This is a genomic window from Bacillus sp. WMMC1349, assembly GCF_013155385.1.
In the GTDB taxonomy this organism is placed as follows: Bacteria; Bacillota; Bacilli; order Bacillales; family Bacillaceae; genus Bacillus.
In genome coordinates, this window is sequence record NZ_JABJUQ010000003.1 from 1 (window position 1) to 23,155 (window position 23,155).

Annotated in this window: 24 protein-coding genes and 1 pseudogene; 16 read left to right on the forward strand and 9 right to left on the reverse strand. The window is 37.6% G+C overall.

The genetic code is table 11. The annotated features are described in order from the left end of the window. Window positions 1–163: 163 nt before the first annotated feature. Window positions 164–427, forward strand: a complete 264-nt coding sequence (locus tag HOO54_RS00730; RefSeq protein ID WP_172292076.1) for a hypothetical protein — start codon at window positions 164–166, stop codon at window positions 425–427. A gap of 849 nt (window positions 428–1,276) precedes the next feature. On the opposite strand, the gene HOO54_RS23950 is transcribed toward HOO54_RS00730, so the two are convergent. Continuing rightward, complete coding sequence (locus tag HOO54_RS23950; protein ID WP_253907582.1) at window positions 1,277–1,537, reverse strand: hypothetical protein; 261 nt, start codon at window positions 1,535–1,537, stop codon at window positions 1,277–1,279. A gap of 22 nt (window positions 1,538–1,559) precedes the next feature. Further along, window positions 1,560–2,402 carry a response regulator aspartate phosphatase gene (locus HOO54_RS00735; protein WP_253907583.1) on the reverse strand — a complete coding sequence of 281 codons (843 nt, stop codon included), beginning with the start codon at window positions 2,400–2,402 and terminating at the stop codon, window positions 1,560–1,562. Between the two features lie 338 nt (window positions 2,403–2,740). Here HOO54_RS00735 and HOO54_RS00740 point away from each other — a divergent pair, with 338 nt between their 5' ends. From HOO54_RS00740 to HOO54_RS00775, 8 genes and pseudogenes are all read left to right on the forward strand, one after another. Continuing rightward, window positions 2,741–3,361, forward strand: coding sequence for a hypothetical protein (locus HOO54_RS00740; protein ID WP_172292078.1), 621 nt, complete (start codon window positions 2,741–2,743; stop codon window positions 3,359–3,361). 655 nt (window positions 3,362–4,016) lie between these two features. Beyond that, a complete protein-coding gene (locus HOO54_RS00745; RefSeq protein ID WP_172292080.1) occupies window positions 4,017–4,694 on the forward strand; it encodes a hypothetical protein in 678 nt (225 codons plus the stop codon). Between the two features lie 53 nt (window positions 4,695–4,747). Then, window positions 4,748–5,023, forward strand: coding sequence for a hypothetical protein (locus tag HOO54_RS00750; RefSeq protein WP_172292082.1), 276 nt, complete (start codon window positions 4,748–4,750; stop codon window positions 5,021–5,023). Next, entirely contained in the window at window positions 5,016–5,285 is a 270-nt protein-coding gene (locus HOO54_RS00755; RefSeq protein WP_172292084.1) for a hypothetical protein, read from the forward strand. The genes HOO54_RS00750 and HOO54_RS00755 overlap by 8 nt, the downstream gene beginning before the upstream one ends. 51 nt (window positions 5,286–5,336) lie before the next feature. Then, window positions 5,337–5,663, forward strand: a pseudogene (locus HOO54_RS00760) (single-stranded DNA-binding protein); the annotation flags it as partial. A 134-nt stretch (window positions 5,664–5,797) separates the two neighbouring features. Continuing rightward, a complete protein-coding gene (locus tag HOO54_RS00765) occupies window positions 5,798–6,133 on the forward strand; it encodes a hypothetical protein (protein WP_172292088.1) in 336 nt (111 codons plus the stop codon). A 120-nt stretch (window positions 6,134–6,253) separates the two neighbouring features. Continuing rightward, window positions 6,254–6,541, forward strand: a complete 288-nt coding sequence (locus HOO54_RS00770; protein ID WP_172292090.1) for a hypothetical protein — start codon at window positions 6,254–6,256, stop codon at window positions 6,539–6,541. Between the two features lie 239 nt (window positions 6,542–6,780). Beyond that, window positions 6,781–7,311 carry a thermonuclease family protein gene (locus tag HOO54_RS00775; protein ID WP_172292092.1) on the forward strand — a complete coding sequence of 177 codons (531 nt, stop codon included), beginning with the start codon at window positions 6,781–6,783 and terminating at the stop codon, window positions 7,309–7,311. 285 nt (window positions 7,312–7,596) lie between these two features. Here the strand turns inward: HOO54_RS00775 and comI are convergent, their stop codons facing one another. The 7 genes from comI to HOO54_RS00805 all read right to left on the reverse strand — a co-directional run bounded on the left by comI (window position 7,597) and on the right by HOO54_RS00805 (window position 11,772). Continuing rightward, complete coding sequence (gene comI / locus HOO54_RS23955; protein ID WP_241657006.1) at window positions 7,597–7,695, reverse strand: competence inhibitor ComI; 99 nt, start codon at window positions 7,693–7,695, stop codon at window positions 7,597–7,599. Window positions 7,696–8,012: 317 nt separating this feature from the next. Then, window positions 8,013–8,663 (reverse strand): SprT-like domain-containing protein, encoded by a 651-nt coding sequence (locus HOO54_RS00780; protein ID WP_172292094.1) that lies wholly within the window; start codon window positions 8,661–8,663, stop codon window positions 8,013–8,015. Between the two features lie 69 nt (window positions 8,664–8,732). After that, on the reverse strand, window positions 8,733–8,969 hold the full coding sequence (locus HOO54_RS00785) for a hypothetical protein (RefSeq protein WP_172292096.1): 237 nt from the start codon (window positions 8,967–8,969) through the stop codon (window positions 8,733–8,735). A 106-nt stretch (window positions 8,970–9,075) separates the two neighbouring features. After that, on the reverse strand, window positions 9,076–9,555 hold the full coding sequence (locus HOO54_RS00790) for a hypothetical protein (protein ID WP_172292098.1): 480 nt from the start codon (window positions 9,553–9,555) through the stop codon (window positions 9,076–9,078). A gap of 92 nt (window positions 9,556–9,647) precedes the next feature. After that, complete coding sequence (locus tag HOO54_RS00795; RefSeq protein WP_172292100.1) at window positions 9,648–10,115, reverse strand: hypothetical protein; 468 nt, start codon at window positions 10,113–10,115, stop codon at window positions 9,648–9,650. A gap of 43 nt (window positions 10,116–10,158) precedes the next feature. After that, window positions 10,159–10,602, reverse strand: a complete 444-nt coding sequence (locus HOO54_RS00800; RefSeq protein WP_172292102.1) for a hypothetical protein — start codon at window positions 10,600–10,602, stop codon at window positions 10,159–10,161. 15 nt (window positions 10,603–10,617) lie between these two features. Beyond that, window positions 10,618–11,772 carry a ParM/StbA family protein gene (locus HOO54_RS00805; RefSeq protein WP_172292104.1) on the reverse strand — a complete coding sequence of 385 codons (1,155 nt, stop codon included), beginning with the start codon at window positions 11,770–11,772 and terminating at the stop codon, window positions 10,618–10,620. Window positions 11,773–13,613: 1,841 nt separating this feature from the next. Between HOO54_RS00805 and HOO54_RS00810 the strand changes: the two genes are divergently transcribed. The 7 genes from HOO54_RS00810 to HOO54_RS00840 are packed head-to-tail and all read left to right on the forward strand — an operon-like array spanning window position 13,614 to window position 23,154. Beyond that, window positions 13,614–14,330 (forward strand): replication-relaxation family protein, encoded by a 717-nt coding sequence (locus HOO54_RS00810; RefSeq protein WP_172292106.1) that lies wholly within the window; start codon window positions 13,614–13,616, stop codon window positions 14,328–14,330. Next, window positions 14,331–17,495 carry a helicase HerA-like domain-containing protein gene (locus HOO54_RS00815; RefSeq protein ID WP_172292108.1) on the forward strand — a complete coding sequence of 1,055 codons (3,165 nt, stop codon included), beginning with the start codon at window positions 14,331–14,333 and terminating at the stop codon, window positions 17,493–17,495. A 2-nt stretch (window positions 17,496–17,497) separates the two neighbouring features. Next, window positions 17,498–17,752 (forward strand): TcpD family membrane protein, encoded by a 255-nt coding sequence (locus HOO54_RS00820; RefSeq protein ID WP_172292110.1) that lies wholly within the window; start codon window positions 17,498–17,500, stop codon window positions 17,750–17,752. A gap of 3 nt (window positions 17,753–17,755) precedes the next feature. Next, window positions 17,756–18,223: a TcpE family conjugal transfer membrane protein gene (locus HOO54_RS00825; RefSeq protein WP_172292112.1), complete on the forward strand. Its 468-nt coding sequence runs from the start codon at window positions 17,756–17,758 to the stop codon at window positions 18,221–18,223. Then, window positions 18,162–20,657: an ATP-binding protein gene (locus tag HOO54_RS00830; RefSeq protein WP_172292114.1), complete on the forward strand. Its 2,496-nt coding sequence runs from the start codon at window positions 18,162–18,164 to the stop codon at window positions 20,655–20,657. Before HOO54_RS00825 ends, HOO54_RS00830 begins: the two co-directional genes overlap by 62 nt. Continuing rightward, window positions 20,654–21,004 (forward strand): cystatin-like fold lipoprotein, encoded by a 351-nt coding sequence (locus HOO54_RS00835; protein WP_309244851.1) that lies wholly within the window; start codon window positions 20,654–20,656, stop codon window positions 21,002–21,004. The genes HOO54_RS00830 and HOO54_RS00835 overlap by 4 nt, the downstream gene beginning before the upstream one ends. Window positions 21,005–21,039: 35 nt before the next feature. Continuing rightward, window positions 21,040–23,154, forward strand: a complete 2,115-nt coding sequence (locus HOO54_RS00840) for a CD3337/EF1877 family mobilome membrane protein (RefSeq protein ID WP_172292116.1) — start codon at window positions 21,040–21,042, stop codon at window positions 23,152–23,154. Window position 23,155: the final 1 nt, after the last annotated feature.

Genomic DNA, 23,155 nt, shown 5'->3' on the forward strand with positions numbered 1-23,155 from the left:
GGCTTGTCGTTATCATTGCGGCCATTGCCGTGGCTTTAATGCTAATATACACCCAATCTTTAAAAAAGGATTTAGCAGCTGCAACAGAGCAAAAAAAGAAACTATGCTGACCAGATCGACCGACTGAAAAAATTAGATCAATCAAAGGCAGCAGAGCTGAACCATGAGTTTATCAATAGATTTTTCACTTACAAAAAACACGAAACAGCGATATGAAGACATCAAGCCACTAATGACAGAAAAAGGTTATCAGTCCACTTATCCGAGTGGCAGTAGTATTCCAAAAAAAGGTTCTGATGTATCCTCTTCCATTTCTGGTTTACGTAGTTATGAATATCAATCGGATAAGCAGGAAGCTTCTTTTATGAACGAGTTTACTGTCCGTACCAGTTACAATGTACAGCCAGCGAGCAGAAGATCGTCATAAAAACAAATTTGATTACTTAGAAAATGGAGATTGGAAAGTAGATAATGTTGAATTTATGGCCAATGTAGGAGGACAGCAACCGTAAGACTAAACACGTTCAGGAATTACAGCAAAACGATGTTGTATATGAGCATTCTAACGCAATTAAATTGATTTTAATGAACAATCACCCATTAATTGCGTCAGAATCATCCTGAAAATTTTAGGGTACTGATATATTTATACTTCGTTCGTGAATAAGTGAGGATCTGAAAGTTGGCCATCTTTTTTCATTCGTGTTTTAGCTCCTTTTGGATCTTCCAGGACAGCTGCATTGTTCGGAATTCAAGCTTAAAAAAATTCCATAGCAACACTACAAAGAGTTTTTGCGGACACTATAAAACAATATATGATAGACCAACTAATAACAAATCGCAATAAGCCGATGAATGCGAAAATAAGAGCTATATGGAGGAAAGAAAAGATCGCCCCTTAGAAACAAAAGGGCGATTTTTTGATTATTTCCCAGATGCAAAATTGCTTCTCACGGCTGAAAATGATCGATTTTGAGGATTGGCTAAAAAATCAACTTCTCATAGTGGTTATTATTATGTAAACTAGAGATTTAAATGTTTAGATTTTGTATACATATTTTCTATGCCAAATAAAAAATGCACTCTTATTTCGGGTGCATTTTTTGCGATCATATAGTAATAGTTGTCTTGAGACAAAAATGGTTTGACTACACTTTCTTCAATCAAGTTGCGTATCTTTCTGAAACTTGGTAAGGCGTGCTATCTTGGGTATAGGTTGAACTTACCACCCCTGTTACACCTAACAATAAAACAATACATATTAAAGCTTTAGTTTTCATCCTGCCAACACACTCCTTTTGATTAAGCATCTTGCTTCAAATGCAGTACGGTAACATTCAATAGCATCATGCAGTTTCTCTGTTTTCTCTAACACTTTTGCTGCATCTAGTCCGTAATCTTCCATTTCAGCGTACATACCTTTCTCCTTGAAGAACTTAAATGATTCCCTCATCAAATCCATGTCATAGTCTAAGTGAAGCCCTTTAAGTAACTGCAACTTTGCAAGGTCATCTAAAGTCTGGTGTTTTTCAGCCAATTCTTTACCCTCAAAATATAAGTCATTGTGCTGTCATTATGTTACCTTTCCTTGCTTCAACATATGCAAGATTAAAAGCAGCCTTAGACGAATAGATGCTGCTATCTTCCCTGTAAATTTCAAGGGATTTCTGTAGATGATTGGACGATCTCTCAAGTTCTTCAAGTTCATTATAGCATAAGCCAATGTTTAAATGAGAAGCCCCGATCAAAAACCCCTCTTCCATTTTCTCAGATTCAGCTAAAGCTTTTTGTAAATTATTCAAAGCCATTTCATGATGCAGTTGATCTGAATAATTACCTGCAATAATGAAATTGGTGCGAATGCATTTATCACCATAAGTGTCATATTGTTTGAAGATGTTGTATGCCTGATTAGCATAATCCATCGAAAACAAAGTTTGTTTCATATTGTAATAAAGTTCTGAAATTTTAAAATAAAACTCAGCTTTCTCTAACTCATCGCAGTTGAAGACTTCAAGTTTAATTTCTGCATTTCTATAATACCTTAAAGCATGTAACAATTCTTTTTGTCTAAAATGATACATCCCCGAAAAGAATTGATAATAGTACTCAAGCATACCTTCTAGTTTATTTCTTTCTCTAATTCTTTTAAACTCTTTAAATCGTTCTTCAAGATCACTACCTGAATCAGCATACAAATAGTCGAGTTGTAACTTGTGCCTAAACTCAAGTAATGAATAATAAACAAGAACGTCCTGGTTTTCTTCCATATTCTCGAGAAGTTCCCTGACTTCTTCTTTTGTTTCCTCAGCTTTATGTATCCAGTTATTCTTAAGTGAGTTGTACCAAAAATTCATCTTCGTAGCAACAAGATCATAAGGAATTGTCTCTTCTTTACTCAAACTTAATGATCCCCTTCCCATTTTTTAAATATTGTACCACAAATAGGTTAATGCAATATTGATTTTTTCCCTATCGTCCTTAGTCTGTTTTAATGATTCGAAATACAATAGCGAGAATTAAAATTCCAATTATCCCTATCACGTTGACAATTGTCTGGGCAGTTTCTTCTAAAAAAAAGTTAGATACAAAAGATCCTATAACAATAACAAAGAGTAAAGTAACCATAAAATTTTTCATGAAATATTCACCTTTCTAGAAAATTAACTATCCACTTAAATACTTATATAGTATATAATTACATGGAATGTTTGTAAATTACTTTAATAGGAGGGTTTTTATGGTTTCTAATTTTAAAACTTTTAAGTACATAATTATTTTTATGTGTACATGCTTATTATTTTCCACGGCGGTCTCTCTTCCAATGGCAAAAGCAGAAAGTCTTTCAAACGAAATTAATGCTGAGGCTGAACAACTCGAAAATGTTTTTGGTCCTTTTGCTAAATTAATTGATGAAATGCCTACGGATGTTGCGGAACGAGGGATTGAAGCAGGGGTTAAATGGCTAAATGAAAATAAAGGGTCTGACTTCAAGGATTTCAATTTTATTGCTACTGAAGAAGGCTTAAAAACTATTGAAATAAATAACAATCATACATTTAAAACACAGAGCTTTTTATCTTGGCCATGTCTTTCAAGTATAGGAAAGGCTCTTATTTCTAATGCTATACCATGGGCTAAGCTTTTAAAAGTGAAAAAAGCCGCAAAATTAATGGGTGGAATAAATACAATGGTTAAGACAGTTGTTAGAGCTTATAAACACCAAAGAAACTTAGGGCGTTCCCGAATGGGAGCACTTAAAAAGGCAATTCGAATCTCCACAAAAGCATTTCCTGGAGAAACACAAAAAGCATTATTGGAATTCTTTAATATAGGAGATGTCTTTTACCGTTGCTTTTAGAAATTTCATATAAATGAAGGCTGCTGTCGAGAAAATCACAGTAGCCTCCTTTTTCATTTAACGGGCTTAAGCCCGTTTTTCTTTGCTTAAGCAAAGAATGTATTAAGAATTGTTCATCTTGGTTTTCATATTTTTTAAGCGTATCCTTCCAATACCTCTTAGTTCCCTGCATAATGCCTCCTTTTTTTTGACGACTTCTAACATACATTTATAAACTTCCGGATTTACTTGCAGCGGATGCAGAAGCTACAGCTGCTATGTTCCTGTCCATTTTTTAACGAGTGAACAAAGATGAAAAAACCAAATACAAAACAACGCCAGGCGGAAAGGAGACATACGTCTCCTTTCGGCTTTTTCCCTTTTTGACCTCCGAAGCGTAAATGTCCCCAAGGCTTGTAGGGCCGGGGTCGGGCGAGCCTCGTTACTCTTCCCGACTCCGGCCCAACAAGCCGAGCTGACTCATCAAGGGGCGAAAAACTTTTTATCGAAACCCCGCTGCAAGCTGCAGCGGTGATAAAAACTTTTCCGGCTGAAACCCTTGACGAGTCAGCTATGGGGCATTTTCGCTCTACGTGTCAAAAAGGGAAAAAATAATCCCCCTTTGGGGAACTAATTCCCTTCGGAGTTCAAAAATGAAAAAAGGAGAGGAAACCAAATGAGCATTGAAATCTTTAAAGACCTAAAAGAATTGGAGAAAGCCTATACAGGATTTAATAAGACAAAAATCTATTTCAACGGGACCGTTTATGTTGAGTCAGAACAGCTTGCAGTCACTCTCTACGAAAATACGCTTATCGTCCGTACCCTTGATAATGCTTTAAAGCGCGGAAAAACAGTCATCAAACATACGGTATATTTTCAGAAAGGCTCTTTTGATGGCCAAGAAATCATGAATGAGTATATGTTCTTTCTGAAAATCAATTTTGCTGAATTGATTGAAAGAGCTATCGTAAACGATCTTCCGGACATTGATGACGGGAGCGTGAAAAACTTTCATGATAAGGAAAAGGCGGTGCGCGTCTTCAGCCCATTTGCAAAACCGAAAAGGGTTAATCCTCATTCAAAATGGACGATTGACAAGATCGCTAAAGCGATCTTGTCGGGGCAGGTAATACAAGGCGTTCAAGACATGGCGCTTACTGATGATTACGCTTATGACGCGGCGGTGAATTTCAGAAAAGGCGAGCTGTTGGACCTTTTGGACTTTGCCAAAGAGCTGACAGAGTCGCCTAGCGGATGGTGGCTACGGGTCGATGAGACAGAGGACAACAAAATCAAATTACGCGTTGCTTGCCATCACTTTGATTATCGAACTTTGTATGTCGCTGTTTAGGGGCGGAGACACCGCCCTTCCCCTAAAAAAATTTACTTAATGGAGGGTACAACATGATTGATACGACAACATGGCTAGGCAGGTTTATAGATGAGAAGGGTTTGAAGGATCAAGTTTATCGGGTGGATGTTGGCGGGCTAACGCACTTTATCGAAGCTGAGATTTTATATGAAGTCATTCTGTCAGCATCTAAAAGAGAGCAGGAGGTGGTCAAATACTCCCTCATGTGTATTGATTTCAGCAATGGCGACGTAAATCGTTATTTTTTTCAGCACCTAGCAAAAAAGTATATCGAAACAAATTTTCGAGGAGGTTTTTATGATGAATAATTCAATTTTGTTGTGGACGCACGGGCCTTATGATGATTTCGCGGAGGATGGAGAGCAGGGTATTTGCTTTAAGGTTAGAAAAAGTTGGCTATTTCATCTATTACCGCAGTATGGATATGCTGATTTATTAGACTTCTTGAAAAATTACAGTTGGGATGAGGCTGAGGAAATCATGTTACTGGCCGAAGGAGAAAATGAGATTTTGTATAAGAAGTGTTGGTTTTCGGGTGATGTCATTTCAAATCTGCTCATTGAAGCCTAATTTTTTTAAAAAAGTATTGAATAGTACTATTCAAAAAAGGAGAGATCATAAATGAATAATGTTTCACTTATTGGCAGACTTACAAGAGATCCGGAACTTAAATATACACCGAGCGGGAATCCCGTCGTTAACTTTACAGTGGCTGTAAATCGGACTTTTACCAACCAGCAAGGCGAGCGACAAGCCGACTTTATCAACTGTCAGGCATGGAAAAAGCTTGCCGAGAACATCGCAAATTTTCAGCGAAAAGGGTCTTTGATCGGAGTATCCGGACGCTTGCAAACAAGCTCATATGAGAAGGACGGCACTAGAGTTTATAAAATAGAGGTTGTCGTTGAAACAGCTGAGTTTTTAGAACCAAAGAAAAAACAATCAGGCAGCTCACAGTCAGCTGACAGAGACTTCCGGGAACCAATGGGGTTTGTTCCAGGCGCTGATGATGACGAAATTCCGTATTAAGCTAAGGCACGCCCCTTTTGGGGCGTACCAATTCTATATAAGGAGAGAACAAAATGTGTGAATATATCGAATTGCAACGGAATGAAAGAGAGTATATGCTTTTAAAAGAACTGAAAAAGTATTGTCGTGATACATTAGGCATTTCATATGAATGGTTTTTACAGGGCTATACGTTTGACGACGTGGCGTTTATAGAGAATTATTTTTCAGACCTAAACCATTCACAGCCCTGCCCGGATTGCAAGCATGGAAGGCTTTACCGTCAGGCGATCAAAGAAGTCAAAATTTATATTTGTGATACCTGTCCAGCTGTAGAGTTAGGATTTCGGCGGGATTACGACAAGGAAAAGGCAATAAAAAAAGCTTTTGATTTTTTCATGAACTTGTAGCAATCGGGGGCTTTTACCCCTCACCTATAAATTTTTTGAGCCCCGAGAGAAAATCAATGAATGAAACCTTTGTTCTTTTTTTAACGTAAAAATAGAACCTGAAGGACAGGAGGATTAATTGTGGCTATTAAACTTATGAAGTTGATTTCGGTCGTATATTGGCTTGTTACGTCAATTGATTTTTATAGACAATCGACCGCAGATTCCTTCTCAAATCATAATCTTACGTTTGCACATGCTATTTGTTGCGTAATGGGGATACTATCCCTCTTTATAAGTACAGACGGCTATCAGGGGCTAAAACAAATCACTCACTGGATCATTTTTAATTTAATTGGAGTTATTGCAGTGTTTATTGTCTCTCATTATGACATTATCCAAATCATTAATAATTTTTTTGTATTTTGAAATGCTGGCTCCGTTTATTCTTGGCTATGACGTTCCCCTTCCGGTGCCGGGCGACAGCTGAAGGAGGAAAACAAGGTGCGAAAAATTCATTATCACGATTGGGGCCAATGTTATTATTATTTAGTTAACCTTCTAAAAAAGCGTGGCGAAGCCATCCCCGACGACTTAAAGGAATGGCCAACGAGAGAGATAGTTAAGGAGATCGAGAAACGCAGTCTAGTAATGGAGGGGAAAGGCTTATGAAGAAAATAGCAGGATACAGTTTGTCACTTGTGTTGCTTCTGGGCGTCTTGGTGAGCTGCAATAAAGCAGCAGACACACCGCCGACAGACGTGACAACGGTAGCCGAACAGCAGCAGGAACAGCGTTTAATTTCCGCTGAGGTCGTAAATGTTGTAGATGGAGACACCATAGACATAAGGATGAAGAGTGGAAAGAAAGAGCGCGTCCGTTTTATTTTGGTTGATACCCCTGAGACTGTTCATCCTAAAAAGGGAGAAGAGCCATTCGGATGTGAGGTGTCAAACTTCACTAAAAAGACACTCAGCGGCCAGAAAGTTGATCTAAGGCTTGGAGTTCAGGAAAGGGATAGATACGGACGGCTCTTGGCTTATGTCTATCTGAAGGACGGGACAATGATAAATGAATTGTTGCTACAGAAGGGGCTTGCGCGTGTCGCCGTATTCCCTCCAAATACTGAATTTATCGATCAGTTCCGAGACATCGAGAACAAAGCTAAAAAAGAACATAAAGGAATATGGAGTCAGTAAAAATAGACCACGTCTTGTGTGAGGCGGGGTTCTCGTCTGACTTATTACAAATAGAAACTTATAATCTGGACATGCTGTGATTTTGTTGATACAATCGAGGTGTAAATGAATACAATGTATGTAAATGAGTATAATGTATAAAAAAGAGACTATAATAAAGAAAAAGATCGAAGATGCTGGTAACATCTCCGATCGGCGATAGGAGGCTCCTGTAAGGGAGTTCGGCCTTGATCCAAAATTTAATTTTTTAAAGTAAGAACGTCAAGATTGGTAGTCGGGGCGTTCTTACTTTTTTTTGTTCGAGAAACTATGGGCAAGCGTCAATATCCCAACAATCAGGATTCCAAATTGAAACATCAATCCAAGTGCGCTTTCTACAGCCATATTCTCACCTCCCCTCTTTCTGGAGGTGAGCCGAACGCCCCTACAAAGCCGAATCTATCGCTAATTTTTACTTTATAGGAATTTTCTGAAAAACACAAGACTTCCATCCCTTTTTGAGAAAGTTCAAACTTTCTGTTCCCACCGATATATATCAGTAGAGTGTGACATTTTAAAATGAAGACCAGATCCCTTTTTAAGGATCTTTGTATTTGGAATATTGCCTGTGGTATATCATTCACGAAAACATTTAAAACTCTCTCAGAAAACAAAAGAAGGAAAAACAACATGACCCACGGCTTTCACCGTAGGTCTGTCAATTAAGATTCATTGATTAAGATTTCATCGCATTCTACGCATTTTACCGCGATTTCCTTTTTAGAAGATAACACGCGCAGGCTGCACCTAGGGCAGATCCATTTAAACTTTCTAGGCTTTTTTTCTTCCTGCTGTTCTCCGGATTCATTGTCGCCAGCCCCGCCGTGAAATCCTTTTCGTGCAATACTGAAGGATTTAGGGTTAATCTTTAATGATTCAATCTTTTTCTTTGTGACCTCTGTCAGCTTTGGAAAAGCCCATCCATATTTTTTATCTGGTTTGTCGTCAGGGAAGTAAAAGCCGCGCCTCTCGCATTCAGTTTTAAATCTTTTGTTATGATAGGTGCCGTTGCGGGAGCAGTCTTGTATGTTGTGAATTCCATTGTAGAGGTGAACCATTTCGTGAAGCATCGTGTCCATAGTTTCCATGAACTCAATATCGAGGTATTCGGCTGCGATGTTCAATTCATACCGTCGGTTTTTCCCTTCCTTGTCGCGCCAGACTTCTTTTGTCGTACACCATCCCATAGATTTACGGTTTCCACTTGTTTGAATGGTGATTGCTGGTTCAGGCAGTTCACCATTGAAAAAGGCATCATTTAACTTCTTGAAAGCGACATGCAGTTCATTGATGGCTGCTTGAATATTAGTCATGAGGAGCGCCTCCAATCTTCATTTACATTAGTAGGGTTGAACCTATCGAAAAACCCCATTTATACATGTTTATTCTCTTTCATTGATTGATTTACTTACAGAAATAGAATTTAATAGGTTGATAACCAATCCCCAAACCTCACTAGATGCCTTTATTTCATACTCATTCATCAAAGGAATATAAGCTTCAAGACCTTCTTTTAAACCTTCTTCAGTGGCAAAATAACTCTTCACGGCATGGTCAAACTCATTTACATGCTCGATGACAAATTCCCAATCTTCCTTGTAAATTTCTAATTTTCGCATGTACTGTCCTCCTATTGATCAAAGTGTTTGGATACACTTCTGTTTTCTTGTCATCTAAATCAATCTCGATAAGTGCCAAAAAACTATACCCTCACAAATCTCTTCTTTACGAATGACTTTTCATCAGCATGATCTTACCTTGTTTTTGCTCTATTTTATTGACGTATGCAGATAAAAATTTGTCATTAATTTGTTCCGGTATGTAACCGATCCGGTCAGCAATAATGTTTTCGATCACCCATACCTTGCGAGTGGCTTTTTCGTACTCCTTGTAGCTTTCTTGATGGAACTGATTAAGCTGTTTATCGCTTTGTCCGGCCTGTTCAGCTCGATGAATGTTAAGGCGACTATTATATACATTTGAACGGTACTTACGGGCGTATCTTAATAGATAGATGAGTTCAATTGTTTTGGATTTTAATAATTCAAGAGTCGATTTAAAAATGTCAGCCGGATCAGGTTCATAGGAGAGCGAATGTTTTTTTCGTTGACCGTTTTCCGAGATGTCGTCAAGCTTGAGGGCCATTTCACAGTATGAGCAGTAATTTGAAGCAAGTTCTGTACCACAGTAGGTGCATGTTTTCAATTAAGCTCACTCCTTAATTAAATCTTTTGAATAGCCTTCTAATGTTTTTAGTAATTTCTATTAAAATTCAATTGCTTCCTTTTAACTGGTATTCAAAAAAATAATTCAAAAATCGGTATATTTAAAAATGATATAAAAATTAGACATCCTATGCCAGATATCGCTAATATACTTCCTATACAAGATAATAAGAAGTTTAATCCTATTAATATAATAGAGATATAACGCTTTGTAGATTCATGCCACTGTTTACTGAATTCAGCTATAGGTGAAATAATTATATTTAAAGTAAGAATCCACCCTGATAATTTAGTAAGGTTTAAAAAAACAACAAGGACATCCTTATCTAACCTATTAAAAGGTATAGTGATCCAGTCGTCACTAAACAAAAAACGAAGCCCTCTAAAATTCGTTTCCGGATAAAAGTCTTGAGGTATCTTTATTTCTAATAAAAAAATGATTATAACTATAATCGAAAACCAAGGAAAGATGCTATAAATCAACTTTTTTGTTAACCCCTTTGATCCTTGACTCTCACAGAAATAGTTGTTTTCTTTCATGTTTTCTCCTCTCTAAAAAAACTAAATCCACTCAGCTATTGCTTTAATCATCCTCATCGTCAAAATCCAAGAAGTTATCCTGTGCAAACTGTAAAACTTTCTTATTCTGTATGAACGGTGCTGTCTCTGTCTCCTCGTTGTCGCCGATCTTTTTGGCCTCATCTTCTTGAGAAGATAGGCGAACAGCTTTAGCTGGTTCCCTTAGAAGTTGTATAGCTATTTGTCCGATAAGGTGCCGGACTTCCTCACTCTCAAGTTTCTTTTTTTCTCTATAAGTTAAATCATTAGGAAGAGGAACGACAATACTGTTCCTCTTCTTATTGGTGAGCGCTTCTGTTTCTATGATATTGATTAGCCGATCAGCAATTTCGCTTCCAAACTTTCGGCCATGTTGCTTTTTTAATTTGTTGATCTTTTTGATAACGACCTCTGGCGTATCAACAGGCAATCTGAATTGAATTAAGTCCTTTGGTTTGATTTCTTTCATTGTTTATCATCACCTTTATTGGGCAGTTACGGGATTTTCAGACTTTGGTAACTTTATTTCCTTGCTTTGGCAGTAGATTGTTAGGATTTTGTAGTAGGCCCGTGCAATCATCCAAATGCTGTTATCGACTTTAGGAAATTCAAAAGGGAATTTTGCATCTTCTTTATTAAGTTCTATTAAATAATTTTTTAGAACAACCGAGCCGCCACCAATATTGTATGCTTTACGGATATCGGGAACATTTCTCCAAATGCTTTTAATTAGCTTATATTCTTCGTTGGCAAGTGTAGATAATTCCTCATCTACAATGTCTTTAATGCTTACAGCTTGACCTGCGACATAGATTGTATTTTTTTCCTCAACGTCAGCATTTGTGATTATTTCAACTAGGTCTCTACGGCTTTTAATGTTGTAACGGTGCTGAGTATACACTTTTTTAATAATGTTATCTAAAGCTCCAGAAACGCCTTTTTTGATACCATCACTAAATTCGTTATCAACTTGAGCTTCTTTTGTTATGATCGCACTATCAGTTGAAAGGCCACCAATGTCATTGATTAAAATTGTTTTACCAATGATGCTTTCATCTTTTGTAGATCCATCATTATTAGTTGTAAGATCAATATAAGCTGCAAAGCCTTCAGTGTTAACCAAGACATTTTCAAAAGAAATTTCAACAGTTATTCCTTCATAAATAGGAGTGTTTAAAAACGTCACCTTATGATTTCCAGTTCTTATTTTCTTTCGAAATGCTTTATTTAATCCCCTTTTCGTTTCATCCATTGGAAGACCTGTAGAGAGTAAATACTTAGCTTTTATGACTTTGTCTTCATCAACTTTAAGATTTTTAGCAGCATCGAGGGCCAATGTAGTAAGCAACATAATTATTGCTTGATCGTTTTCTGATTTGTCAGTGTCTGGTGTTAATTCTTCATTTACTGTTTGTTTGCTTGCTAGCTTTCCGACTGCTACTTTTTGAACATCCTTTTTTAATGAGGTGCTTTTTATTTCAACATGAATAGCGTCTAAAGGGTTTTTTTCCATTTCTACAATAGAACGGCTTTCTAACTTTGCAACTACATTAGGTATGTAGAGCTGATCTTCGTCTTTAAGGCCTCCTAAATATGCTTTAACTGCATCATTACCAATGTCTACACTTGCTAATCTCATGAATGATTCCTCCTCTTATATTCTTAACTTAATTGTAAACAAAATGTATACATTAGTCAAGTGTTAATGTAAACAAAATGTATACATTTTCAAAACAATAAAAAACCCCTATCAATAGGGGTTTACGAATCTATTAAAAAGGTGTATATTAGTTTTAAAACTTCATACATTTACTAGATTTCAAGAAAAATCGTTTTACATAAAAGAAAGAGCGTTGCGCCAACAACACTCTTTCAGATCAGCTAGCCCTTCGAGTTCCCCAACTCGCTAGCTTAATTGGATAGGTCATAGAAGACCTGTATTCATGTTTTGATAAAGAATATCTGTCCCTATAATAGCAATAAACCCGCTTAAAAACAAGCTTTTTGTACATATTTTGGACAGTTATTTTTCATCAAAACACGACACTTTTTCCAGTTAAGATGGATGTTGGAACCGCTTGGGCTATGCTCAGGCGGTTTTTCTATTTGTCTAGTACGGAGAGCAATGATCTTATCCTCTACGATAAAAAAAAGGTGTCAGGGGGTTAGCTGGAGCCAATTTCAAAAAGTCTAGCGTGTCGGGCGATCTTGCTTCATGGATTGTCAGGCAGGGACGGTATGTTTTGTTCCTTTTCGCCATTGGGGAAAAAAGCGTGTACAAGCCATTGTATGCGTGATAAAAGCTATAAAGTAAAAGGAGGGTTGGACACCATGTCTGTTCGTTCTTTGGACGTACAGAGGGGCTGTGAGATGATCTAGAGATGTTTCTAGTGAAGCTAAGGGAATGGTGCAGTTAATAAGCTCACAGGCGAAAGCAAAACGATGAAGCGCTATACATACGGATACCAAACGGATACCTGAACTCGGTATACCGAGTTTGTCAAAGTGCAGTTTTCTCCCATCGATCAAGGGGGAAAACTGCAACCAGCCGTTTCCAGCCGTTGTCCTAGCCTGGAATCCGAGTTTGCCAAAACCTTAAATCAAAAACAAGGAAAAACCAATTATTTTCGTTGATTTTTTCTTAAATTGACATTGTTTTATAAACTTAAATATTAAAAGGTATGGAGTACTCTTAATTTTATTCGGCCTTAGATCTCCTCAATTTTAAATGATTGGCTTTCAGCTTTTTAGGTAAAAAGGCATAGGATCTCCTTGCAAAATTAGGCCCTGAATAGGTCTTGATTTCATAAGTTGAGGTGATATAATCGTGGTAATAAGGTGGTAATTTAAAGGTATCAAAACCACCAGATCTATGTAGTGTGGAAGGTGGCACATCAATATTTCTCTAAGGACTCGCTCGTGACTTCCCTCTTACTACGTGATAAAGAGGGAAGTCACGAGCGAAACAAGAAATATTGATGTGCAGAGAGAGGATAGAATGGTGGTGGTTTTGGTGCAGTTAGTAAGAGGTGGGGTGGTGAATGAGAGATAAGTTCAAGAGATAAAGTTCAAGTACAGGGGATGAAGAGAGGAGGTTGGGAGTTTTGAGGTGGTCGGAGGGGTGTAGTGGATACGGTTCATTTTGTGTAGAGAATACCGTGTATGAGAGGTTGGGGTGGATAAGATAGTTTATTTGTGGTCTTTTCCGGGGTACTGAATTCGTTGTGAAGTACAGTCGTCCTAAGGAAAGGTTTTCCCATATATTTTGGATACGAAGTGAAGAATTACAAATACCACAGCCGTCCATTAGAATAGTTGTTTAAATGTTTTTGGATACGCTAGGATTCTCGATATAGTGAATGGGCCCCTAAAGTGAATAGTACTATTCAAAAACAAAACAATGGATACATTTTATCGTGGTATATTTATGGTATGAAATCGGTATGTATTTTTGAAATTATGCTTGCTAAACTAAGGAGGTTGAATATTTTAGAAGTTCGGGGGTCTGTGGAAATGGATTATATTTTAAGTGAAAAAAGAAGAAGGGTGGTTGAAGCTATTGATTGTTTCGGTGTTATCACTAGTGTTCAACTAGAGCGTTATTTGAAGGATTTAGGAGTTATGACAATTTATCGCGCTCGTGCACAAGCCGAAGAACTGGGTTTTGTGGAAACAAAAGTATTTGGTCGGAGAAAGGTTCTTTGTATTACAAAAAAGGGTTCTGGTTTTATTGGTCGCATTGGTAATGCTGCTAGTAAAGGTTATTCTACATTACAACATGATCTTACAGTGAATGATGTGATTTTTAGCCTTCTGGATCGGTATGCAGCTCAAGGCAAAAATTTTGGATTTAAAACTGAAAGAGAATTAATACAAGAGTTGTTTCTTTCGATGAGTGTTGAGCAAACCCAAAAACCTAATGCTTTACGGCATATAGCTCAGGAGGTACCAGATTTTGTTTTAGTCAATAGTGAACGTCGTTTTGCTTTTGAAGTTGAATTGAGTCGAAAAACAAGTACAAGAATTAAAAAGAAAATGTATCAATATAAAAAATCGCTTGAAAACGGCTTGTATGATCGTATTTTTTATATTTGTAAGGAAGATGCAATTAGAAATCATATTCAGGCTATTGCTTCATCAGTAGGGGTCAAGGTTTCTTTTATAATGCTAGATGATCTTTTAACTGGGGAGGATTAAATGGACTTAAATTTTTCGAGGGACAAAAATGGAAAGCCAAGTAATGATAATAAAGTTGATTTCACTTCTCTACTTGGTTATGGTGCAATTATTATTGCTACGTTATCTGTAGGTTTAGCGTTTCTTCCGTCACTTGTGTTAGGGCTTTTAATATTTGGTGTAGCTTATTCTCTAAAACAGGTGGGTAAATTAAAATTGCTATTTTGGCCGTCTGTTGCGGTTTTAGGTGGAATGCTCTATTTTGCAGGTTGGAAGCATTTATTTCAGTTCATACCGGTTTCATTAAAATTAGCCGGTATGAATAGCCGGTTAGATTATTTTGAACAGCTAATTAATAATGGTCAGACATTTCATCCAAGTTCTCAAACTTATATTTCGACTATTGCTCTTTCGATTATCATTGCACGAATCAGTATTGCTGTGTATGAATTTTTCAAGGGCAAGATTGTTAAACCGAAAGAAGATGTAATCGAGGAATACAGAAAAAGCGGTGATTACGAAAAAATATATCAGAATCGAGTGAAAATTAATGATAAAGTTCAAGAAAAGTGGCGACAAAATGTATCTAGATCAATAGGAAAGTCTTTGCCAGTCGAAAATATTCTACTTGGTATTGATGAAAAGAAAAGGCAAGCTGAAATGGCCCTTGAGGAAACAACTAAACACGTTTTGTTTCAGGGAACAACCGGAAGCGGAAAAACAATGGCTATTTTAACTGTGGCTGAAAGCGCACTTGCTAATTCTCAATCTGTGTTTTTTGTTGATGGGAAAGGTGATCCAAAAACAATTAATCAGTTTAAGAAATTAACAGACATGTATGGCCGCAAGCTTCATGTTTTTTCGGAAAAAACGCCGCTAAAGTACAACCCAATCCGTCATGGTAACAGGACGAGTATTACTGACCGTATTATGGCGATATTCGACTGGGAAAACGCCTTTTATAAAAATGAAGCGGAAAACTTTTTGCAAAAAGTAATTCATATGCTGCACGATTTTGATTTAAAGACTGACTTACCGATGATCGCCAGACATATGTCTCTCCGATCTGTATATCAGACGTTGATGTCTGATGTTATAGAAGAAGAAGAGATTATTCGGGATAAGATCCCTGTTAAGAAGAAAAGTAATCCTTCGGATGACATTCTAGGTCTAGATGAATCGGAGGAAGAGATTGAAGATTATGAGGTTCATGAGCGTACTGTGATACGTAAAGTACTTAGTCCAAGGTCTGCTCTTCACATGGAACGTTTTTTTGGCAAAAGAGAACTCTCTGAGGAAGAAATAGAGGCTTTGACTGACGAAAGCAAGGGTGATCCCGTTCAAGAACTTGTGCGAAGCATGAAAACACAACTTGAAAAATTGATCTATTCTGAACTTGGTGGGCTGTTAGAAGATGATCCAGAGGGTCTTGATCTTCTTGAGATTTTGGAAAGAGGAGAATCGGTCATCTTCTCGTTTAACAGCAACATATATTCCGAGTTTATCAAGCGGTTTGCTAGGTTTGTCATTGCGGATTTAGCCTATAGTGTCACAACTCGATATGCTCAGGATGTCCAGAAAGGCGCTCTTGGTATTTTTGATGAGTTTGGAGCCTATGGGTCTGAAACGATTGTTCACATCCTAGCACGGGCGCGTAGTGCTGAATTTGGGGCAGCTATCGGTATTCAATCATTAGGTGATTTGTTCATTAACGGACAGGACATTTCAAAACAGGTAATTGATAACTGTAACACATTCTTTTTTGGCCGCAGTAATGAAGCTGCTTCTGCGGAAGCCGTCGCTTCCATTATTGGAACTTATAGCGACGTTGACCTGACAACTCAGACTGAAAACGTTGGTGGTCCACTAAAAAGAATCGAATTCAAATCAGAAAAAGGTACAACTCGGAAAGTTAAAAAATTCTATGTTCATCCAGACGAAATTAAAGACTTGGAAACAGGAGTGTTTGTAGTCGTTAGAAAGGCAGCGAAGGGATTGACGTCTGAAGAGAGACGTAAAATCACTTATTTCCGGAATCCGATGAATGGACTGAATCAGAAGAAAGATCCAATTTCGGAGCAAGCCGATCATACTCAAAAGGCAACCCAATTTGAAAGGAGGAGAATAATGGCATTAGGCGCTTTGAAAGAAAGAGTGTCAAGCATTTTTTCAGACAATAAAATTAAGCGTAGCAAAAAAGAAAGCCGGAAATTGCCGAAGATCCGAAATAGCAAAGGAGCTGTTGTTCTTGTATGGGCGTTGATCGTTGTTCTTGGAATGTCTGGAATCCTAGCTTTTGGTCGTGCTCAAAATGCCTTGGAAAAATCGAAGGCAACGGAAAGCGCACTTGCTGCTGTTACTGCAAATCAGGATGAAAACGGGTATGATGCATATCGAAGTCCAAAAATAGAGATTTTTGGAGATCAAGTCGTTGATGAATATATGAATATTCCGCGTGACAGCGAACAAAGGAAAGCACGCGAAAAAGCCTTACAAAGCTTTTATGCAGAAGGTTTAACTGTTGATACGATGGGAGACGTTGGTGGGTATCGACAATTGAATCATAAGACATTGTATGATGTTCATTTTGACAATGACAAAGCTGTTTTGCAGTATCGAGTAGATTATGACAATGTTGCTATCCAGCAAAAAGAGCGGGAGGTTGAGAAGAAGAAAGGAAAGAAAAAGAAAAAAGTCAAAGAAAAATACGAGGAAAAGAAACAGACCAGTCGTACTATGCTGCTTAATGTGCCGATAAGGGCATCAAAAAACGGTTATGCAGTCGTTTCTAACTTATATTTTACTCCGGTTCCGGATGTGAAGACAAAAGGTATTCAAAGTGAAACAAACCCATTGACCGAGCAATCCGAGGCTCCAATGGAGCAAAAACAGGAAATTGAGAACTGGCTTAAAGATTTCTTCAAAAAATACGCAGATGGGACAATAGATGATCTTAATTATATGATGGAAAAGCCACAGGCTCTAAACGGTCAGCGTTCATTTGTTGGATTGGAAAATACTAAAGTATACCCTTCGGGTAAAAATGAATTTGTCATAAAAACAAATGTTAAATTTCAGGAAAAAGATATTTCTATTGAAAATACAGAAAGCTTCACAATTTATTTAGAGAAACGTGATGGGAAGTATTTCGTAAAAAAGATGGAAAACACATTAGGAGGTAAATAATTATGATGAACTTTTATTATGTTTTAGGTGCAAGTCTTCCATCATTAGGAGACCTTAAAACTTGGGTTACAACCGAAGGCGGTAACGCCGTAGCGATTGTTTTAGTATTGTTTGGAGTCTATTACCTATTTAAACAGGACATTGGTAGATTGATTGGCTTTTTCGTTGCAGGAGCTTTTGTCTTTTTTGCAGTAGGAAATCCGGAACGACTTTTAGGTCAGTTGGCTGAAATTGCTTCAAAAGTTTTTGGGGGGTAATAAATGAGAGCGTACAATTACAAAAAAACGATGAACCATCCTATTACTCTATATAAGATTTGGAAATTGAATATACCTGGCGGGTTAAGTTTGGTGCGAGGAACATTGTTTACAGCGATATTCCTCGCGATGATCGCTTTTCGTGACTTCTTTAATAATATCGGATCAATTATCCCGGGTTTAACACTTGTAATGTATATAGGAATCCCTTATTTATTAAGCGGATTCCTGATCAAACAAAAATACAACGGTAAGAAGATCCATCTTTTTCTCTTTGATTTTGCCAATTATTTTTTAAGTATATATATGCCAAAACGAAAGTTTGCTAACGATCAAGAGGTTTTATATACGAATGTGGAACAAGTGACCTTTGAAGAAACAATTATAAAGAGAAAGGACGGGTATGACGATGAAGTTAAAAACACCGATCAAAAGCTTACACAACAATCTTATGCTGACAAAGTCGGGTGAAATTTATGCTTACTATCGCATTAGCCCCGTTGTTGTGCCTCAGAGCAATAAAGAAAAAATAGAGGATCACAAAGCGGAGTTCCGGATTCTGTTTAAGGAGTTAGAAAAATATAAAGATATCCACTTAGAAATGTATCCGCAATATCTTGATTTAGAACAGCGGTTTGGGTCTTTAGAAAAAGACTTTCATCCAAGTACTTTAGAGATTGGCCGTTATTACAATTCCGAAGCGATAAAGCTTTTAAATCAAGAGCTTGGTCGTGTTACTCAACCGGATTTTATTCTTGGGGTTCGCTTAAAAGGAAACTTACTTGAAGGATCAGAAGACATCAAAGGAGTTATAAAAAACGCTTTTACGTCTGTCTCAGACGTTTTAGTAAATCTTTTGGGGATGGAAAGGGAAATGACCGCAGAATTTTTTCAACGGTTTACTGAGCTTGAAAAAGACCTTTTTCAACTGGTAGCAAGTGTTGGTGGAAGGCGGCTTACAGAAGATCAATTGATATATATAAATCGTTACAACTTTTTGAGAGACATAGATCATAGTGTTGTTGAAGAGCAAAAGAAACGTGGCCAAACAAATATTACTGATGCCATTATTGATCCGACAGAGCCAGGATTCTTAAATCTCCAAACGACGGAAGGTAAATGTTATATCAGCTTTATTGTAGTCGATGATTTCCCTGAAAACATGGAATACTCACACATTTTTCAACGGGCACAAAATTTAAATTTCCCTGTAGAGCTGCATATAAAAGCTCAATATCAATCAAAAGAATCAACGCTTCGAAAAGTGGCTATCACGAAACGGCGCTTTAGTGAAACCCAAAAGGATATGAATGAGGTGGATGAAACTGACAACAGACTTTATTCCGGACGTGAGTTGCTTGGCAAGTTGACCAACAAAATAAAGAATGACAATTTTCCATTTATGAAATGGGTAGCAGCATTTGTTGTTAGTGGGAAAAATAAAGAACAATGTAAACGCAGGGCAAGTGAAGTTATCCGGATTATGAAGCATTCGCATATTTATTGTGTTCGGCCAATTGCTGATCAATTGCAGCTCTTCTACAAATTTTTGCATGGTGCCCCGTTACAGTTTGAAAAAAATTGGGTTCAGCAAACCACACATGAAGGTTTTGCAGAGAATCTTTTCAGTCTATCGAACCGGCTCGGTTCGAATGTCGGCTTTTATTTTGGAAGAGTAGACAAATTCACTGATAAAGTCCCTCTTGATCAATCTATAGCCAGTAGTCGGGATGTGGTACTGTTTCACCCATTTATCGCGAATGAAGGAATACCGGGGGCCATCACTGACAGTCCACATGTGAATATCACTGGAGCAACCGGGAAAGGTAAATCATTCTTAGTTAAAATGATCTTGCTATATTTATCGTTCTTGGATTGTCAGGTTTTAATGACTGATCCGAAAGTAGAAATCCGTAAATGGTTTAATAAAGCTATTAGTGACCCTAATATCCGGGCTAAGTATCCGATGTTTATAGAGCTAATTCGATCATTTCATTATGTCACGCTTGATGTTTCTAACAAAAATAATTTCGGAGTTTTAGATCCTATTGTTTTCTTGCAAGGTTATGAAGCGAAAGAAACAGCTCAGGACATCATTGAGCAAATTTATGATCTTCATGGAAAAGATGATGTGAAAACGGAGATATTGAAATCTTTAGATATCGTTATTGAACAGAGGGCGAAAGGTGAGACCGTTGGTCTTATGAATGTTGTTGATCGTTTAATTCATAATGAAGAAAATCCTACAATTCGGAGTGCCGGGGAGCTGTTGGTTCAAATGGTTCAAAATAGCATTCTTCAATTGGTTTTCAGTTATGGGGACGCAGATGCTATTAATTTGAACAGTAAAGTCACTATCTTAGAGATCGCAGGGTTGGATTTACCGAATGAAGATGATGATCCACGATACTACAGTGACAGTGATAGAAAGAGTCTCAGTATTATGATTGGTCTCGCGAAATTCTGTGAGAAATTTGGCCGCCGGAGCCACGAAGATCCAACAGCCATTATTTTTGATGAAGCATGGACGCTGACTAAAGCTCGTGGTGGTAAGAGATTGATTAAGGATATGAAGCGTGTTGGGCGGTCTTTTAAGAATCAATTATATCTTGTTTCACAAAATATGGCTGACTCTGAAACCGATGATGATAAAGGGAATTTTGGGGCACGATTCGCTTTTGATAATGATGTCGATCGTCCTGCAATTTTAAAAACAATGAATCTTCCACAAACGAAAAAGAACGAAGAAATGGTTGCAAATATGGTCAAAGGGCAAGCGCTTTTTATGGATTTTTACGGTCGTGTCGGCAAGCTCTCAATAGATTGTTTATTTGAAGAATGGGTAATTGCATTTAAGACAGTTGAAAAGTCGCATTCTGCAAGGGCAGAGGAGGAACTTGCGTGATAAAAAAACTTATTGGATCTTTCGTTCTCATTGCTGTCATTGCTGGTATTACCGGCTGTGGAGGGGACAAAGAGAAATATGATGAAGAAATTAATCAAGTCATTAGCCTGCAAAATGAAAGATTACAGAAGCCAGGAGTTGTTAAAGATATCGACAGACTGAAGCGTGAAAATACAGAAATTCGTGTGTATCAAGATGGGAAGTATATTTCATTGTATTTTGAAATCAGAAAAGGCGATCCAATTAAAATGACTTATAAAAAACAAAAAAGTGGTGAATATGACCTCTATCCCAATGGGGATGACGATTTAGGAGAGCCGGTGTACACAGAAAATATAGAAGGATAAATGTCTACAACGATGTGTAGACGAGGGAGGGAACCATGAAAAAAACCTCAAAGATAATTCTGTTTACTCTATCCATCATTTTTATCTCCTTTATTGGTTCTGCGGCTTTTGCTGATGATACCGCAAGCAAGGTGCAACCCAAAGATGTAAAACAGGGTGGAATTACCCTTGAAAGTAAGCGATACAGCTATGACCAATATGATGCTGTTACTGATGTAGAATCTAGCTGGAATCCTTTTTCTGAAGAATCATTAAACAAAAATATGAACAGTCTTGCAAGTATCACTTTTGGACTAACTAAGATGGTTTCCGGTTTAGTCGATACTGGTCTTAACTGGTTATATAATATAGAAGTCGTTAATAAATTTGCTGATCGGATCGGGGAAATATCGACTCATATATGGGAGAACCTTTATGGAACGTTCGGTGTTCTGTTGTTTGTGATTGCTGTGTTGTATATTTTCTTTCAATACGTTGGTCAGAAAAACAGTATGAATGCAGGCAAGACAACATTTAGGTTAATTGCAGTCGTTGTTGTTGCTTTTGTTTGGTTTACAAATGTCGGCTGGTTTTTAAAAGTGATGAATAATTGGAGTGCTGAAGCACAAGGACTTGTTATGAAAGCGGGTACTACTATCACCAACGACCAAGAGATTCCTAAAGGCCAAGAATTAGAGGGATCTATTGCTCTTCTCCGTAATCAATACTTTGATATTTCAGTTTACAAACCATATTTAACTATGAACTATGGCACGACAGATGAATCTAAACTTACAAAAGACGATAAAGATAGAATTACAAATTTACTAGAATATAAGCTTAACAAAGAGGGATACGAGGAACGAAAAAAGGTTGCTACAACAGAGGCTAATGAGCTTGGGAATACGATGATGGGGCAAGCAGGAATTCCAAACAAAGTTGGTATTGCCATTTTTTCGTTAGTCTTTGCTCTAATATTAGGAATTCCTTTACTGTTAGTGGCATTTGCTAATTTCGTTGTTCAAATTCTTGTCTTGGCAATAAGTGTAATACTGCCACTCAGTTGTATTATCTCTTTTTTACCGAACTTTGCAAATAGCGCTTGGTATGCGTTTGGCAGATTGGTTGGTACCTTTTTAATGAAAGCCTTTATTGGAATGATTCTCCTATTTACATTTTTGATTATTAGCATTACAGGAGACTTAATTCCAATGGATACACCTGATCAATATATGTTAAATGCTTTTGTAACAGGTCTTGCCATTATTCTAATGATTAAATATAGGGATAAGATCGTTGAATTTATCACAGCCGGCAGGGTAGTTTCAGTGGATGCTGGAATGGCAAAGCGTGCATATGAAAAAGGAATTCGCCAACCAGCAGAAAGAGCTACTAATATTGCTAGAACTGCGGCCTCTGCATATCTTTCTGGTACGGCAGCATCCGAGGCAGCACAGAATGCTCAAGAACGAAATGAAAACCGTGAGACAGGAGAAGATGAGAACAGCAGTGTATCTGCTAATGCAGTTACAAGTAATATGGACGATTCAGCAGATCGTTCAGAACTTCGTTCTTCACAAGAAGATTCTGCTGGTAAAGTCGTTAATATGAGTGACTATAAGGACAGTCGTCAGGATAGAACGGCCCAAAGCAGTTTGGAGAAAGATTCACATGAACAACAGGAGCTGGAAAGAACACAAGAAGGTTCCTCTGGTCATCGTCATGTAGGTAAAGCAGAATTAAATCGTGATGAACAACATCGAGAACCACAGAAAATAGATCAACCCGCACCAAAAGCAGAGACATTGAACCGTGAGCAATATCGTACTTCTCAAGCTCGTACTTCTCAAGATTCACGGGAGAGAAACCCAGAAGATATGTGGAGAGACTCATCTCAGCCTCGAGTTACATCATGGGATGAAAATATTCGACATGAGAGAAGTCCTCAATCCCAATCAGCCAGTCAAAGCAATTCGAATGATAGTGATCTTTCTAGTCTTGCAGCAATGGAGCCGCCAATGGATGAATATGAGACACAAATGTCTCAAAACTCAAAGTCAAATCAAATTCAGCCAACCGGTACAGAGGATAGACGTAGTGAACGGCGACAAGTGCAAGAACGGTCTGAAAATCACCTTCCTGAGAGTCCTAATCGGGCACGGGGTGAGTAAA

Excerpts from the sequence above, each read along its gene's own strand:
- HOO54_RS00740 (WP_172292078.1), top strand. The coding sequence starts at position 2,741 with ATGGTTTCTAATTTTAAAACTTTTAAGTACATAATTATTTTTATGTGT.
- HOO54_RS00795 (WP_172292100.1), bottom strand. The coding sequence starts at position 10,115 with ATGAAAGAAAACAACTATTTCTGTGAGAGTCAAGGATCAAAGGGGTTA.
- comI (WP_241657006.1), bottom strand. The coding sequence starts at position 7,695 with ATGGCTGTAGAAAGCGCACTTGGATTGATGTTTCAATTTGGAATCCTG.
- HOO54_RS00785 (WP_172292096.1), bottom strand. The coding sequence starts at position 8,969 with ATGCGAAAATTAGAAATTTACAAGGAAGATTGGGAATTTGTCATCGAG.
- HOO54_RS00840 (WP_172292116.1), top strand. The coding sequence starts at position 21,040 with ATGAAAAAAACCTCAAAGATAATTCTGTTTACTCTATCCATCATTTTT.
- HOO54_RS00800 (WP_172292102.1), bottom strand. The coding sequence starts at position 10,602 with ATGAAAGAAATCAAACCAAAGGACTTAATTCAATTCAGATTGCCTGTT.
- HOO54_RS00780 (WP_172292094.1), bottom strand. The coding sequence starts at position 8,663 with ATGACTAATATTCAAGCAGCCATCAATGAACTGCATGTCGCTTTCAAG.
- HOO54_RS00775 (WP_172292092.1), top strand. The coding sequence starts at position 6,781 with ATGAAGAAAATAGCAGGATACAGTTTGTCACTTGTGTTGCTTCTGGGC.
- HOO54_RS00815 (WP_172292108.1), top strand. The coding sequence starts at position 14,331 with ATGGACTTAAATTTTTCGAGGGACAAAAATGGAAAGCCAAGTAATGAT.
- HOO54_RS00730 (WP_172292076.1), top strand. The coding sequence starts at position 164 with ATGAGTTTATCAATAGATTTTTCACTTACAAAAAACACGAAACAGCGA.
- HOO54_RS00805 (WP_172292104.1), bottom strand. The coding sequence starts at position 11,772 with ATGAGATTAGCAAGTGTAGACATTGGTAATGATGCAGTTAAAGCATAT.
- HOO54_RS00825 (WP_172292112.1), top strand. The coding sequence starts at position 17,756 with ATGAGAGCGTACAATTACAAAAAAACGATGAACCATCCTATTACTCTA.
- HOO54_RS00750 (WP_172292082.1), top strand. The coding sequence starts at position 4,748 with ATGATTGATACGACAACATGGCTAGGCAGGTTTATAGATGAGAAGGGT.
- HOO54_RS00820 (WP_172292110.1), top strand. The coding sequence starts at position 17,498 with ATGATGAACTTTTATTATGTTTTAGGTGCAAGTCTTCCATCATTAGGA.
- HOO54_RS00745 (WP_172292080.1), top strand. The coding sequence starts at position 4,017 with ATGAGCATTGAAATCTTTAAAGACCTAAAAGAATTGGAGAAAGCCTAT.
- HOO54_RS00830 (WP_172292114.1), top strand. The coding sequence starts at position 18,162 with ATGAAGTTAAAAACACCGATCAAAAGCTTACACAACAATCTTATGCTG.
- HOO54_RS00755 (WP_172292084.1), top strand. The coding sequence starts at position 5,016 with ATGAATAATTCAATTTTGTTGTGGACGCACGGGCCTTATGATGATTTC.
- HOO54_RS00765 (WP_172292088.1), top strand. The coding sequence starts at position 5,798 with ATGTGTGAATATATCGAATTGCAACGGAATGAAAGAGAGTATATGCTT.